At 68.4% G+C, this 13,690-nt stretch carries 12 protein-coding genes; 7 read left to right on the plus strand and 5 right to left on the minus strand.

All coding sequences use genetic code 11. The annotated features are described in order from the left end of the window. Positions 1–41 precede the first annotated feature (41 nt). The 3 genes from ACIHA7_RS29425 to ACIHA7_RS29435 all read right to left on the minus strand — a co-directional run bounded on the left by ACIHA7_RS29425 (position 42) and on the right by ACIHA7_RS29435 (position 3,741). Positions 42–875 (minus strand): DUF1542 domain-containing protein, encoded by an 834-nt coding sequence (locus tag ACIHA7_RS29425; protein ID WP_397294553.1) that lies wholly within the window; start codon positions 873–875, stop codon positions 42–44. 99 nt (positions 876–974) lie between these two features. Beyond that, positions 975–2,441, minus strand: a complete 1,467-nt coding sequence (locus tag ACIHA7_RS29430; protein ID WP_397294166.1) for a flavin-containing monooxygenase — start codon at positions 2,439–2,441, stop codon at positions 975–977. Positions 2,442–2,598: 157 nt separating this feature from the next. Next, entirely contained in the window at positions 2,599–3,741 is a 1,143-nt protein-coding gene (locus ACIHA7_RS29435; RefSeq protein ID WP_397294167.1) for an acyl-CoA dehydrogenase family protein, read from the minus strand. A 185-nt stretch (positions 3,742–3,926) separates the two neighbouring features. Between ACIHA7_RS29435 and ACIHA7_RS29440 the strand changes: the two genes are divergently transcribed. The 5 genes from ACIHA7_RS29440 (at position 3,927) to ACIHA7_RS29460 (ending at position 9,829) form a co-directional block, all read left to right on the plus strand. Then, positions 3,927–4,886, plus strand: coding sequence for an alpha/beta hydrolase family esterase (locus ACIHA7_RS29440; protein WP_397294168.1), 960 nt, complete (start codon positions 3,927–3,929; stop codon positions 4,884–4,886). A 355-nt stretch (positions 4,887–5,241) separates the two neighbouring features. Next, positions 5,242–5,628: an ArsR/SmtB family transcription factor gene (locus ACIHA7_RS29445; RefSeq protein WP_397294169.1), complete on the plus strand. Its 387-nt coding sequence runs from the start codon at positions 5,242–5,244 to the stop codon at positions 5,626–5,628. After that, on the plus strand, positions 5,625–6,668 hold the full coding sequence (locus ACIHA7_RS29450; RefSeq protein WP_397294170.1) for a cation diffusion facilitator family transporter: 1,044 nt from the start codon (positions 5,625–5,627) through the stop codon (positions 6,666–6,668). The genes ACIHA7_RS29445 and ACIHA7_RS29450 overlap by 4 nt, the downstream gene beginning before the upstream one ends. A gap of 197 nt (positions 6,669–6,865) precedes the next feature. Then, a complete protein-coding gene (locus ACIHA7_RS29455) occupies positions 6,866–8,161 on the plus strand; it encodes a serine hydrolase domain-containing protein (RefSeq protein WP_397294171.1) in 1,296 nt (431 codons plus the stop codon). A gap of 30 nt (positions 8,162–8,191) precedes the next feature. Further along, a complete protein-coding gene (locus ACIHA7_RS29460; RefSeq protein WP_397294172.1) occupies positions 8,192–9,829 on the plus strand; it encodes a long-chain fatty acid--CoA ligase in 1,638 nt (545 codons plus the stop codon). A 70-nt stretch (positions 9,830–9,899) separates the two neighbouring features. Here the strand turns inward: ACIHA7_RS29460 and ACIHA7_RS29465 are convergent, their stop codons facing one another. Both ACIHA7_RS29465 and ACIHA7_RS29470 read right to left on the minus strand, forming a co-directional pair. Continuing rightward, entirely contained in the window at positions 9,900–10,292 is a 393-nt protein-coding gene (locus tag ACIHA7_RS29465) for an SCO5389 family protein (protein ID WP_397294173.1), read from the minus strand. 58 nt (positions 10,293–10,350) lie between these two features. Continuing rightward, positions 10,351–11,397: a nitronate monooxygenase gene (locus tag ACIHA7_RS29470; protein WP_397294174.1), complete on the minus strand. Its 1,047-nt coding sequence runs from the start codon at positions 11,395–11,397 to the stop codon at positions 10,351–10,353. A gap of 247 nt (positions 11,398–11,644) precedes the next feature. Here ACIHA7_RS29470 and ACIHA7_RS29475 point away from each other — a divergent pair, with 247 nt between their 5' ends. Together ACIHA7_RS29475 and ACIHA7_RS29480 are read left to right on the plus strand one after the other, a co-directional pair. Further along, on the plus strand, positions 11,645–12,466 hold the full coding sequence (locus ACIHA7_RS29475) for a M23 family metallopeptidase (RefSeq protein ID WP_135234747.1): 822 nt from the start codon (positions 11,645–11,647) through the stop codon (positions 12,464–12,466). 91 nt (positions 12,467–12,557) lie between these two features. After that, positions 12,558–13,544 carry a DNA-binding response regulator gene (locus ACIHA7_RS29480; RefSeq protein ID WP_397294175.1) on the plus strand — a complete coding sequence of 329 codons (987 nt, stop codon included), beginning with the start codon at positions 12,558–12,560 and terminating at the stop codon, positions 13,542–13,544. The last annotated feature ends 146 nt before the right edge of the window (positions 13,545–13,690 follow it).

A 13,690-nucleotide genomic window follows, 5' to 3' on the forward strand; every position in this document is an offset into this window, starting at 1 on the left:
CGGCAGATTTGCCGTCAGTTCGCCAACGCGTCCAACGGGTCTCAGAAGCCACCACCGTCGAACCCGCCACCACCGTCGAACCCGCCGCCGCTGTCGAACCCGCCGCTGTCCCAGCCCCCATCGAATCCGCCTGTGTCACCGCCGGACTCGTACCCACCGGAGTCGACCGCCCCGCTCTCGCCACCGTCGTACCCACCGGCACTGTCCCCGGCGGCCAGCCCATCCTGATACCCGTCGCCGTACCCGCTCTCGAACCCTTGCGCGTCATACCCGACTCCGGCCATCCCGGTGAACAGCGACGAGAACAGCAGCGCCGACCCGATACCCCAGGCCCCGCCGATCAAGGCGGGCTTCCACCAAGGCTCGGAGTACCACCCCGCGGGCACCGGCCGCCCGGCCACCCGGCCGCCCGGGTAGTAGTTGGGCGTCGCCGACGAGGGATTGGGCGAGGCCGCGATCTCCCGCCCCTCGTGCTCGACCACCCGCCGCTCAGTGACCTTGCCCGCGGCGTCCTGCCCATCGAGCGCGGGCACATCGGGCCCGGGATCCATGCCCATCGCAGTGCGCGCGGCCCGGATGTAATACAACCCTTCCACCGCGGTCTGCTTGGCCAACCGCGCCTGCATGGGCGTGCGTGCCTGATCCAGCTGCGACCCGGCGGCGAGATGCCGTTCGGACGCGTCGACCAAGGCCTGCTTGGCCGCCGCATTGCTACCGCTGAGGTTGTAGATCTGCCCGCCGAGCCGCTCGTTGACCTGGCGGGCGTCGGCCAGCGCGTCGGCGAGCGCGTCGGCCGTGCGCTGCCTGCTCTGCCGGGCCAGCACGAGGACGAAGGCGCCCACCGCCACGATCACCACGACGATCAGTAGCCACAACACCGCGCACCTCTTCCGTTGCCGGGATCCGAACCGATGTCCAGTTTACTGGGCGCTTGCTGAGACCTGGCTGAAAACGGTGGCGCGGTCGACTCGGGGTCAGCGCGCCGCGGCCTGCGCTTCGTCGAAGTCGGCGAGGTCGAAAGTCTTTGTCTTCCAACGGTAGAGCACGGTGGCCCCCGGCCAGTTGTTGGTGATCCGGCCCGCAGCGTTGCGGTACCAACTGGAGCAGAAGTTCCACGGCGTATCTTTCAGCCGCCGTTGCAGCCAGTCGTCCCACTGCTGTTCGGCGTGCGCGCGGGCGGCGAGATAACGGCCGGGCCGGTCGGTGAGGTACTGCACCACCTGACGGATGTAGCGGGCCTGCGATTCCAACATGTAGATGATCGAGCCGGAGCCCACATTGGTGTTCGGGCCGTACATCATGAACAGATTGGGGAAGTTCGGCACAGACAGCCCGAGGAAGGCCCGCGCGCCTTCCGCACCCCAGACGTCGGTCAGCTTGCGGCCGCCGATGCCGTAGATGTTCATCGGCGCGAGGAACTCGGTGCCCTTGAACCCGGTGCCGTAGACGATCACATCTACTTCGTGGTCCACGCCGTCGGCGGTCCGAATACCGGTCGGCGTGATCGCGGCGATGGCGGTGGTCTCCACGGTGACATTCGGCTGGGCCAGCGCCGGGAAGTACTCGTTGGAGAACAGGCCGCGCTTGCAGCCTGCCGCGTAATCGGGCGTCAGCTTCGCGCGCAGGGCGGCGTCGGGGACCTGCTTGGCCCGGTGCCGGTCGGCCAGCGCGATCACCGGTGTCTTCATCGCCGGAATATCGGTCAGGGCCAACGCGAGCACCTCGAACACCGACCAGATGGCGAACCGTTCGGCGAGCCGGGTCGGCGGCAGGTATTTGAACACCGCCTTGTGCGTGGAGCTGTATTCGGTGTCGAACTTGGGCAGCACCCACGCCGCCGAACGCTGGAACAGCGTGAGGTGCGCGGCGTCGGGCTGGATGCGTGGAATGTATTGGATCGCACTGGCTCCGGTGCCGATGCAGGCGATTCGCTTGCCGCTCAGTTCGACGTCGTGATCCCACTCGGCGGAGTGAAAGGCCGGGCCGGTGAAGGTGTCGATGCCGGGAATGTTCGGCATGGCAGGGCGGGACAGCTGGCCGACCGCGGGCACGAGGATGTCGGCGCTGAGCTGGGCACCGTCCGCGGTGGTGACCGTCCAGCGGCCGGTCTGTTCGTCGAACTCGGCATCGGTCACCTCGGTGCCGAACCGGATGAACCGCTCGAGCTCGTGCTTGCCCGCGACCCCGCGCATGTACTCGTGGATATCGCGCTGCTCCGAAAACCGCCGTGGCCAATCGGATTTGGGCTCGAAAGACCAGGAGTACAGCGGCGATGGCACGTCGCACGCGGCGCCGGGGTAGGTGTTCTCCCGCCATACCCCGCCCAGATCCGCGGCACGTTCCAGGATGGTGAACGTCTCCACCCCGGCCCGCCGCAGCTCGAGCGCCACTCCGAGCCCCGCGAACCCGGCTCCGATAATGATGATCGACGGCGTTGTCATGATCCGAGCCTAGGGTGCGAACCCGCAGGTCCGAAGAGATCCGCGGTCAATGAATCGACATTTTCGGCCACCTGTACCGCGGAAGTCCGCACGGTTTCGGTATCCGCGCGCACGACCCTTCGGGGGCCGCCGCGGATACCGACGACGGGTGCGGCGGTCAGTTGCCCGCGAGCTGACGGGCGATGACCAGCCGTTGGATCTGATTGGTGCCCTCGAATATCTGCATCACCTTGGCCTCGCGCATGTAGCGCTCGACCGCGAAGTCCTGGGTGTAGCCGTAACCGCCGAACACCTGGACGGCGTCGGTGGTGACCTTCATGGCGGCGTCGGTGGCGATGAGTTTCGCGACGCTGGCCTGGCGCGAGTAGGGGAGCCCGGCGTCGCGACGGCGGGCGGCGTCGAGGTAGGTGGCGCGGGCCGAGTCGACCGCGGCGGCCATGTCGGCCAGCACGAAACCGAGGCCCTGGTGGTCGATGATGTGGCGGCCGAAGGCTTCTCGCTCCTTGGCGTAGGCGACCGCGTCGTCCAGCGCGCGCTGCGCCAAACCCGTTGCCACGGCGGCGATGCCGAGCCGACCGGAGTCCAGGGCGCTGAAGGCGATCGAAAGCCCCTGCCCCTCTTCGCCGATCAGCCGCTCGACCGGCAGGAAGGCGTCGTCATAGGCGGCGGTGGTGGTCGGTACGGCGCGCAGGCCCATCTTCTCCTCGGGCTTGCCGAAGCTCAGACCCTCGGTGTCGCGCGGCACCAGGAAACACGAGATGCCGCGGGAGCCTTCGCCGGTCCGCGCGAAGAGCGTGTAGAAATCGGCGCGGCCACCGTTGGTGATCCAGGCTTTCGCGCCGTTGATCCGGTAGCCGCCGTCGACCTTCGTCGCCCGGCAACGCAGCGCGGCCGCGTCGGAACCGGCGTGCGGCTCGGAAAGGCTGTACGCGCCGATGGTTTCACCGGAGAGCATGTCCGCGAGCCAGCGCTGCCGCTGTTCCTCGGTGCCGAAGGTGAACAGCGGATGGCAGGACAGGCTGTGCACGCTGACCGCCACCGCGACCGCCGCCCAGCGCGCCGCGAGCTCCTCGAGCACCTGGAGATACACCTCGTAGGGCTGGGCGCCACCGCCGAACTCCTCGGGGTACGGCAGGCTCAGCAGGCCGGCCGCGCCGAGGGCAGGGAAGACGCCGTCGGGAAAGGTCCCGGTCTTCTCGCACTCGACCACCCGCGGCTCGAGCACCTTGTCGGCGATATCACGGGTCAGCTCGAGCAGGTCCCGAGCCTCGGACGTCGGCAGCATTCGATCCACTGGCATGCCCCTACGCTAGCGAGTCCGCCGCCCGTCGGGGCGTCAGGTCGTCCCCGGCTATCGGGTAGCCGGGGTGGCACCTCTGGTCGGGGTCGCCCGACCGCGTTGGGGAAGCGCGGAATCCGCTGTGCCCGTTTGTTATCCGGCGCACGGTACATTCGACCGTGACCCTCGTTGGAAGGAATACGGTGGTGCGCGGTACTTCTCGTCGCGGCAGGCTCATCGTCGTGCTCGCCCTTGCGGCGCTGAGCATGCAATTCCTGCTGGCCGCGCCGCCGTCGGCGCGGGCGGCGGTGGTCGAGCGCGCCTTCGCCAACGCGGCGGGCAGCCGCGACTACTACCTGCACGTCCCGCCCGGCGACCCGGCGGGCAAGCCGCTGATGATCTATCTGCACGGCTGCACCGACCCGTGGCGCCAGCTCGCCGACACCGGATTCTCGCTGACCAGGATCGCCGACGAACTCGGCTTCGTGCTCGCGTACCCGATCCAACCCGCCGCGGCCAACGACCGGTACTGCTGGAACTGGTTCGATCCGGCGAATCAAGCACGCGGGCAAGGGGAGTCGTCGATCATCGCCGACCTCACCACCGCGTTGATCGGCGAGTTCGGGCTGGACCGATCGCGGGTCTATGTGGGCGGATACTCCGCGGGCGGCGCGATGTCCACCGTGCTGGCCGCGACCTACCCGGACCTGTTCGCGGCCATCGCGCCGATGGCAGGCGGCCCGTATCAACTGGATCCGCAAACGTTCGGCGCCGATCTGAGTGGCGCGTCGATCGTGGCGGCGATGGGTAAGCGGGCCAGGCCGGTGCCCGGGTTCTTTGTGCAGGGTTTGGCCGATCAGACGAGTCTGTATCCGATCGGGCGCACGAACCTGGTGCAGTGGCTCGGCGCGTACCGTCTCGCAAGCGATCTCGCGATACCCGCCGTGCCCGGCGCGGTCACGGCGAGCCCGGATCCGGTGCCGACCACCATCGAGCGGTACGACGTGGGCGGTTGCGTTCTCGCCGAATTCCGTACGCCGCTCGGGCCCGACCACATCGGGGGCGGGTTGCTGCTGCAGTCCGAGCGTGGTCTCGGCCTGCAGCGCGAGCTGATGAATTTCCTACTGGCACACCGGCTCGGCGGTCCGCGCCAGGCTTGCGGCTGAGCGGCCGCCGCGTAGTCGGTGCGAGCCGACCGGTCGGCCCGCGATGCACGTGCAGATGTGAGTGCATCGCGATGGCTCGAACTTTGCTGGCGCGTGCCGGAATTCGCGCAGGTCACAGCGGTCGCCACGGGGTAGCCAGTACTGGCCGACCGGCTGGTTTTGTCTCATTCGGGATGATATTCGGCAGGTCTCCTGGCGCAGTAGTGCCATAGCGGCTAAGTATGTGAGTGGTTCGATCGGGACGGACCGGCATGTCGGCGGCCACGCAGGGGGTGTCGCCGCCATTCCGGTCCGAGGGGGAACGGGCGCGCGATTCGGGGTAGCCGCGCCCATCCGTCCGCTCTATTATCTGCGTATGAATGCAGATAGCCAGGAAGTCCGCCCGCTGGCGGACGACCAGGTGGGCCTGGTGGTCGAGGTCTTCCGAATGCTGGCCGACGCGACCCGGGTTCAGGTGCTGTGGGCCCTGGTCGACCGCGAACTCTCGGTGAACGACCTGGCCGGCTGGGTCGGCAAACCCGCGCCCTCGGTCTCCCAGCATCTGGCCAAGCTGCGGATGGCGCGGCTGGTCAGTACCCGCCGCTCCGGCACGACGATTTATTACAGCCTGGAGAACGAGCACGTCCGGCAACTGGTGGTGGACGCGGTATACAACGCCGAGCACGCCGGCCCCGGCGTACCACCGCATCACCGCGACGACGCTACTGTTCGCACGTTACCGGGACGGCGGGCGGCGGAATGAGCTGCACGAAACATGGCACCGGACAACACATCTCGGCGAGCGCTGGGGGCGCGCACGGTCGAAGTGACGGGGTGCGCCACCACGTGCACGAGCATCCGAAGGGCTTGCGCGGAGTCCTGCGCGAGATCTTCGTGCCGCACAGCCACGACGCGGCCGACAGCGTCGATGACGCGCTGGAGGCCAGCGCCGTCGGCATCCGGGCGGTGCAGGTCAGCCTGGCGGTGCTCGGCGTCACCGCGGTCTTGCAGGTGCTGGTGGTGCTGGCGTCCGGCTCGGTGGCCTTGGCGGCCGACACCGTGCACAACTTCTCCGACGCGCTGACCGCGGTGCCGCTGTGGATCGCGTTCGCGCTCGGGCGGCGCGCGGCGACGCGACGTTACACCTACGGATTCGGTCGCGCCGAGGATCTGGCCGGCCTGTTCGTTGTCGCGATGATCGCGCTGTCGGCCCTGATCGCCGGGTACGAGGCGGTTCGCCGGATGATCGCGCCGGTGCCGATCCAGCATCTCGGCTGGGTCGCGCTGGCCGGCGTGATCGGTTTCCTCGGCAACGAGACGGTCGCGCTGTACCGCATCCGGACCGGGCGGCGCATCGGCTCGGCGGCCCTGGTCGCCGACGGCCTGCATGCTCGGACGGACGGATTCACCTCGCTGGCGGTGCTGCTCGGCGCGGCGGGTGTCGCGCTCGGTTTCCCGCTGGCCGACCCGATCATCGGTCTGCTGATCACCGTCGCCATCCTCGCCGTGCTGCGCACCGCGGCCAGGGACGTGCTGCGCCGCCTGATGGACGCGGTCGAGCCGGGCCTGGTGACGGCCGCCGAGCGGGCTCTCGCCGCCGAGCCCGGCGTGCAAGGCGTGCGCAGCCTGCGCATGCGCTGGATCGGGCATCGGCTGCACGCCGACGTGGAATTGGACGTCGCACCGACCAGCACCCTCGCCGACGCCCACCGCGTCGCGCACGAGGCCGAGCACACCCTCACCCACGTGATCCCCAAGCTGAACACCGCCGTCGTGCATGCCTACCCGGCGCACGCGGGCTGAATTCACGTCACACCACTTGCCGACTGATTTCGTAGGCACATGGGTAACTCATCGGGTACGGGCTGATTTGCCCACTAGCGCCACCGCCGGTCGCCGACGCAACTATCGCGGTACCTGAATCTGGCCTGAATACGCGGAGAGGCGGGACAGGTAGCATTCGCGATGTGATGTGGCTCATGGTCAGTGTGGGGTGAACAATGCTGACTCGCGTCCGGAACCTCTCGAAGCTGCCTGACCTGCTCCATCGCAGCCGGATTCCGGATGACCTCGAGTCCGTCGCGAGCATCGGTGCCGAGGCGGAGCCGACCGAGCTCGGACTGCCACCCGACTACGCCGAGCGGATCTGGCGGCGGATGCAGGTGGTGTACCGCAGCGGCGTCCACCCCGCCATCCAGGTGTGTGTCCGTCGGCACGGCGTTGTCGTCTTCGATCGAGCCCTCGGCCACGCGCACGGCAACGGCCCGGATGATCTGCCGGAGACGCCGAAGGTGCTCGCCACGCCGAGCACCCCGTTCGTCACCTACTCGGCGTCGAAGGGGGTCACGGCGTTCGTCGTGCATCTACTCGTCGACCGTGGCTTGATCGAGCTGAACGCGCCGATCTGCCGGTACATCCCCGAATACGGTTGCCACGGTAAGGAATCCATCACCGTCGGGCAGGTGCTGGCGCACCGCTCCGGGGTGGCGAACCTGCCGAGAGAGGCGCTCACCGCCGAAGCCGTGGCGGATCGTGCACTGCTGGTACGGAATCTGTGCGCGGTGCGGCCGTCCGTCGCACCCGGCCGATTCCAGTCCTACCACGCGCTGTCCGGCGGATTCATTCTCGGCGAAGTGGTCCACCGGGTCACCGGCAAGGACATTCGCACCGTGCTTGCCGAGGAGATACTGAACCCACTGTCGTTCCGGTGGACCAATTACGGTGTGGTACCACGGGATTTCCCTGCCCTCGCGCGGAACTACCGGACCGGTATCGCCCCGCTGCCGCCGCTGTCGCTGGCGATGGAGCGGCTGCTCGGCGTGTCCTTCGCGGAGGCCGTCGAGACCGGCAACGACCCCGCCTATCTCAGCATTATCGCGCCTGCGGCGAATGTGGTCAGCACCGCCAATGAGCTGTCGCGCTTCTACGAGATCTTCCGGCGCGGTGGCGAACTCGACGGCGTCCGGGTGATGCGGCCGGAAACCATTGCGGCCGCGCTCGTTCCGCAGTCCAGGATCGAGCCCGACCTGTCGCTCGGCATGAACTTCGGCTTCGGCTACGGCCCGATGCTCGGCGGCCGGGTGGTGAGCCTGTTCGGCCCCGACACCCGCCGGGCCTTCGGCCATCTCGGTTTCACCAACAACGCGGCCTGGGCCGACCCCGAGCGCGCGCTCTCCTGCGCCGTGCTCACCAGCGGGAAACCGATCCTGTATCCCGAACTGGTCCGGTGGGTCGGGCTGCTCTACGGGATCACCTCGGAGACACCGAAGGTCGCCGAAACAGACTTGGCTTTCTGAGTGGAAGTCACTGAAGAAAAAGGAGTTCCGATGTTGAGCACTATGCAGGACGAGCCGTTGTCGCTGGCGACGTTGCTGCGCTACGCATCGACGTTTGTCGGCGATTCGACCGTGTCCACCTGGACCGGTACGGGCGTGCGCACCATGACCTATCGCGAGCTCGGCGCGGACGCGGCGCGACTGGCGAACGCGCTTCGCGAGCTGGGAATCGGCGTCGGCGATCGGGTCGGCACCTTCATGTGGAACAACAACGAGCACATGGTGGCCTACATCGCGGCACCCGCGATGGGTGCGGTGCTGCACGCGCTCAATATCCGGTTGTTCCCCGACCAGCTGGTCTACGTGGCCAATCACGCCGAGGACAAGGTGGTGCTGGTCGACGGCACGCTGCTGCCGATGTTCGCCCAGTACCTGCCGAACCTGAAGACGGTGCGCCACGTCATCGTGGTCAACGGCGACGCGTCGACGCTGGCCGCCCCCGAGGGTGTGCAGGTGCACTCCTACACCGAACTCCTTGCCGCACAGCCGGACACCTATGACTTCCCGGTGATCGACGAACGGTCCGCCGCGGCGATGTGTTACACCTCCGGCACCACCGGCGACCCGAAGGGCGTGGTGTATTCGCACCGCTCGAACTGGTTGCACGCCATGCAGGTGTGCTCACCGAGCGGCATGGCCTTCACCGGCCGGGACTCGATCCTCGCCATCGTCCCGCTGTTCCACGCGAACGCGTGGGGCATCCCGTACGCGGCGTTGATGTCGGGCGCGAATGTGCTGATGCCCGACCGGTTCCTGCAGCCAGGCCCGCTGCTGGAGATGATGGCCGCGCAGCGGCCGACGTTCGCCGCCGCGGTGCCGACCATCTGGGGCGGCGTGCTGGCCGGGCTGGCCGCGCACCCGCAGGACATCACCCATCTGCGTACCGCGGTGGTGGGTGGCTCGGCGGTGCCGCCGTCGATGATGCGGACCTTCCAGGAAAAGTACGGTGTGCGAATCCTGCACGCCTGGGGCATGACCGAGACTTCCCCGCTCGGCAGCGTCGCACATCCGCCGGCCGGCGTGACCGGCGAGGACGAGTGGGAGTACCGCTACACCCAGGGCCGGTTCCCGGCGAGCGTGCAGGCCAGGCTGGTCGGTGACGACGGCACCGTGCTGCCGAACGACGGAGAAGCGCTCGGCGAGTTGGAGGTTCGTGGTCCGTGGATCACCGGCTCCTATTACTCGCCGGATGGTGCCGAAATCGACCCCGACAAGTTCGACGACGGCTGGCTGCGCACCGGCGACGTCGGCAAGATCAGCAGCGACGGCTATCTGACCCTGGTGGACCGGTCCAAGGACGTGATCAAGTCCGGCGGCGAATGGATTTCGTCGGTGGACCTGGAGAACGCCGTGATGGGGCACCCCGCCGTCGCCGAGGCGGCCGTGATCGGCGTGCCGGACGAGAAGTGGGACGAGCGGCCGCTGGTGGCGATCGTGCTCGCCGAGGGGGCCGAGGCCAAGGCCGACGAGCTGCGTGAGTTCCTCGCTGACAAGTTCGCGAAATGGCAACTGCCGGAACGCTGGACGTTCATCGCCGAGGTGCCCAAGACCAGCGTGGGCAAGTTCGACAAGAAGCGCCTGCGCGCCCAGTACGCCGACGGCGACCTGACGGTCACCACGCTGTCCTGATCGGACCCGGTCGACGCATCGGCCCGGCGCGGCGGAAACCCTTGCCGCGCCGGGCCGTTGCGTTCGACGATCAGCAGTTACGCAGTTCCGGGCTCTGATTCAGCAGCTGGGCCCTGGTGCCGATGAACGTGCGGTAGGTCTCGCCGCCGACCGCGGCGAGCGGGAAGGCGGCCACCCGGTGGCAGTTCTGGAAGGCGAGTTTCACGCCGAAGTGCCGTTCCAGGCCGCCGCGGATCGCGTCGGAGGCCATGGCGCGCAGCAGCTGCCCGCGGGCCACCTCGTCCGGCGGCGGAACCACGTTGTCGGCGTATTCGGCGGTGCCCGAACGCAGGTCGCCGGCCACCCGACTCACCACTTCCCAGGCGTAGGGCAACGACGTGCGGACAACCTCGACGAAGTCGGCGTCGTCGACTTCGCCGCGTTCGGCGCGTTCGAGCAGTGCGGTGGGGACATCGAGAGACATAGCGCTCCTCCAGTGGATGGCCGATGCGATGCGTCTCGATTCTAATCGAAAGTCGTTGTCAACAAACCTGGATTCGTCGCGAAAGTGCTGCGTTCAGTGCGGATTTCGTATCGGCCGCCAGCGTGCGGACCAGTTCGCCGGCCGGTAACTCCGGTGCCAGCGAATGGGTTTGCCCCGCCCAGAGATTCACGTTGTCCGCGTTGCCTGCGGCTCGCGCTTCGGCCCGCAGAGGTGCGGTGGCGTAATGGATCTCCGGGTACGCGGCTGGTGCGCTCGCGCTGTGCTCGACCATGAACTGATTGCGCAGGCCACGGGCCCGGCGGCCGGTGAAGGCGCGGGTGAGCATGGTCGGGGTTTCGGTGGCAAGTGCGGCGCGGTGCACCGGATTGGTGCCCGCCTCCGGGCAGCGCAGGAACACCGTGCCGAGTTGCACGGCCACCGCCCCCGCGGCGAGTGCTGCCGCGATGCCCGCGCCGGTGCCGATGCCGCCGGTGGCCACCACCGGTCGATCCGTCGTCGCGGTCAGAATCTGCAACAGGGCGAGCGTGCTGAGTGGATCGGTGGCGTCGTCCTCCGGCCGGTCGACGAAGGTGGCGCGGTGCCCGCCGGCCTCCGCGCCCTGCGCGATGAGCACGTCGGCGCCCCGCTCGGCGGCGATCCTGGCCTCGGCCGCCGAGGTGACCGTCACCCAGCTCTCCGAGCCGACCGCGCGCAGCCGGGCGATCTCCTCGGCGGTCGGGCAGCCGAAGGTGAACGAGACGACCGCGACCGGATCGGCGACGAGCAGGTCCAGCTTGGCGGCCCAGTCGTCGGTGTCGTATTTCGCCGCACCGACCGGAAGGGCTTGCGCGAGTTCGGCGAGGTATCCGGCGTAGTGCTCGGCTGGGGTCGCGGGGCCGGGCACGAAGAGATTGACGCCGAACGGTGCGTCGGTCGCGGCGCGGGTCGCGGTGATCCGGGCGGCGGTGTCCTGCGCGCTGAGGTAACCGGCGGCCAGCAAACCGAAGCCACCGGCCGCGGTGACGGCGACGGTCAACTCGGGCGTGGAGGGTCCGCCTGCCATCGGCGCGAGCACGATGGGGACGGCCAAATCATCGATGATCACGGCTCCAGTGTGGCTTACTGGACGACCGACCCGGTGTTTACCTGCGTCTTTGCGCAGAAGGTTGCGGAATGGTCACGCTGGCGTAGAGTTCCCATCACAACGGATGCCAAACCGTTACATCGCAAGCTTGATCGGATCGTTACCGAACCCGCTCGTGAGAGGCCAGGCACCGCTGAACCACCTGTTCTTCGGACGCAAGGACGCAGCTTTGTCGCACCATCGGGTAGGCCCCAGTTCCATTACCGTCATGAGCCTTATCGGCGATGAGATTTCGGGTCGGCCGACGCGGCATCGCGTCGAGTCCACCGCGACCGAGCGGGTGAAGGCCGCCGCCGGTGTCGCGGTCGCGGCGGGCGCCTTGATCGGCACCGTCACCCAGATCGCCCCGGCTGTCGCCAGCCCGTTGCTGCCCGGTGCGCACGACGGCGACGAGGCCGACGCACCCATGACGTTCCGTGGCACCGGCATCATGCCGGTCGCGCAGACCAAGATCGCCCCCGCGCCGGAGGCTCCGGCCCCCGAGGCGCCGGTCGCCACCCAGGTCGCCGCGCCGGTGGCCGCCCCGTTCGGCCTGCCGAACCTGCCGCCGGAGATCGCGGGCCCGCTGGCCCAGGCCGAGCAGATCCTCAAGGGTGTGCAGCAGCAGGTCGCGCCTGCCCCCTCGGGTGCGGTGCGCCCGGTCGGTGGCGAGATCAGCTCCGGATTCGGTAGCCGCTGGGGCGAATTCCACTACGGCCTCGACTTCGCCGACCAGATCGGCGCCCCCATCCACTCGGTGAGCAGCGGCACCGTGATCGAGGCGGGCCCCGCGTCCGGCTTCGGCCTCTGGGTCCGTGTGCAGCAGGACGACGGCACCATCGCCGTCTACGGCCACGTGAACGAGATGCTCGCCAGGGCGGGCCAGCGAGTGAACGCGGGCGACGTGATCGCCACCGTCGGCAACCGGGGCAACTCCACCGGCCCGCACCTGCATCTGGAGATCTGGGACCAGGGCGGCAACAAGATCGATCCGATGCGTTACCTCGCGGCCAAGGGTGTGCCGCTGCAGTGGGGCCCCTCGGCGCACTGATCGCGCTGCCGGGCTTGATATTCCGCCGATCCCCCAGCCGCTCCGCGGGCGGGGCTCCCCACAAGGACCGGTCGGTCGATAGGCTCGGGCCGTGACCGAGCTGGGCGACATCTTCGAGCCTGGATCACCACACGGCCGGACCTATGCCGTGCTGGTGCATCATCCGCGATCGAGTCTCGCCGATATCGCGCAGTATCTGGGCGTTTCGGAGGAGACGGCCGCGGCCTCATTGGACGTGCTGTGTGACTTGCGCGCCGCCGTGCGCGTGAGCACGCCCGACGGCGCGCCCGCGGTGTGGGACGCCCACGCCCCGGAGTCGTTGTCGGAGGCCGAGGCTCGGCGAAGACAGCAGCAGATCAATCAGATGCACACGGCCGCAGCGCGGCTCAGCGAGACGTTCCGTTCGGTGCGCCGCTCGCCGCGCAGCAACGGCGCCGTGGTGCCGGTCTTCGAACGCCTGGAGATGCTCGCCGATTTCGAGGAGATGCAGACCGCGGCGCGCAGCTGCGTCAAGGTCATCGAACGCGGACCGTATCTGAGCGATGTCGAGCGCGAGCGCCAGTTGTTCCTGCTCAAGCGCGGCCGACTCGGCGAGGGCATCCGCTACCAGACGCTCTATCAGGACACCATCTACCAGGATCCGGAACGGCTGCGGCACGCGCTGGCCACCAATGCCAGTGGGGCACAGGCGCGCACGCTGCCCGAGCCGCCGTTCAAAATGATTATCAGCGACGACGAACGCGCTAGCCTGGTGCTGCACGTCGACGAACGCCGCCCGGACCCCATGGGCTTGCGGATCACCGGCTCACCCGCGCTGGATCTGCTGATCAAAACCTTCGACGTGCTGTGGTCACTGGCCGCTCCGATCTCGGTGAACCCGACGGCGGAGGCACTGGACGAACGTGACCGCGCGATCTTGACCCTGATGGGTCTCGGTGCCACCGACGACACCATCGCGCGCAGGCTCGGTATGTCGCGGCGTACTGTGGTCCGCCGGACCGCGCGACTGCTGGAGCGGCTCGGCGCGAGCACCCGATTCCAGGCCGGGGTGCAGGCAACCCGGCGTGGTTGGTTGTGAACTAGTTCACCGATCCGGGTACTCCTGCAACGCGACCGGCTCCAGACCGATATAAACCCTGGCATCTGGCAAGACACCGCTTCCATGGGGGTAGCGGCGGATGTATGACGTGAGAACAGGAGCCGAACAAGGGGGCGTCCCGCTGT

The organism is Nocardia sp. NPDC052316, assembly GCF_044547795.1.
Taxonomy (GTDB): Bacteria; Actinomycetota; Actinomycetes; order Mycobacteriales; family Mycobacteriaceae; genus Nocardia.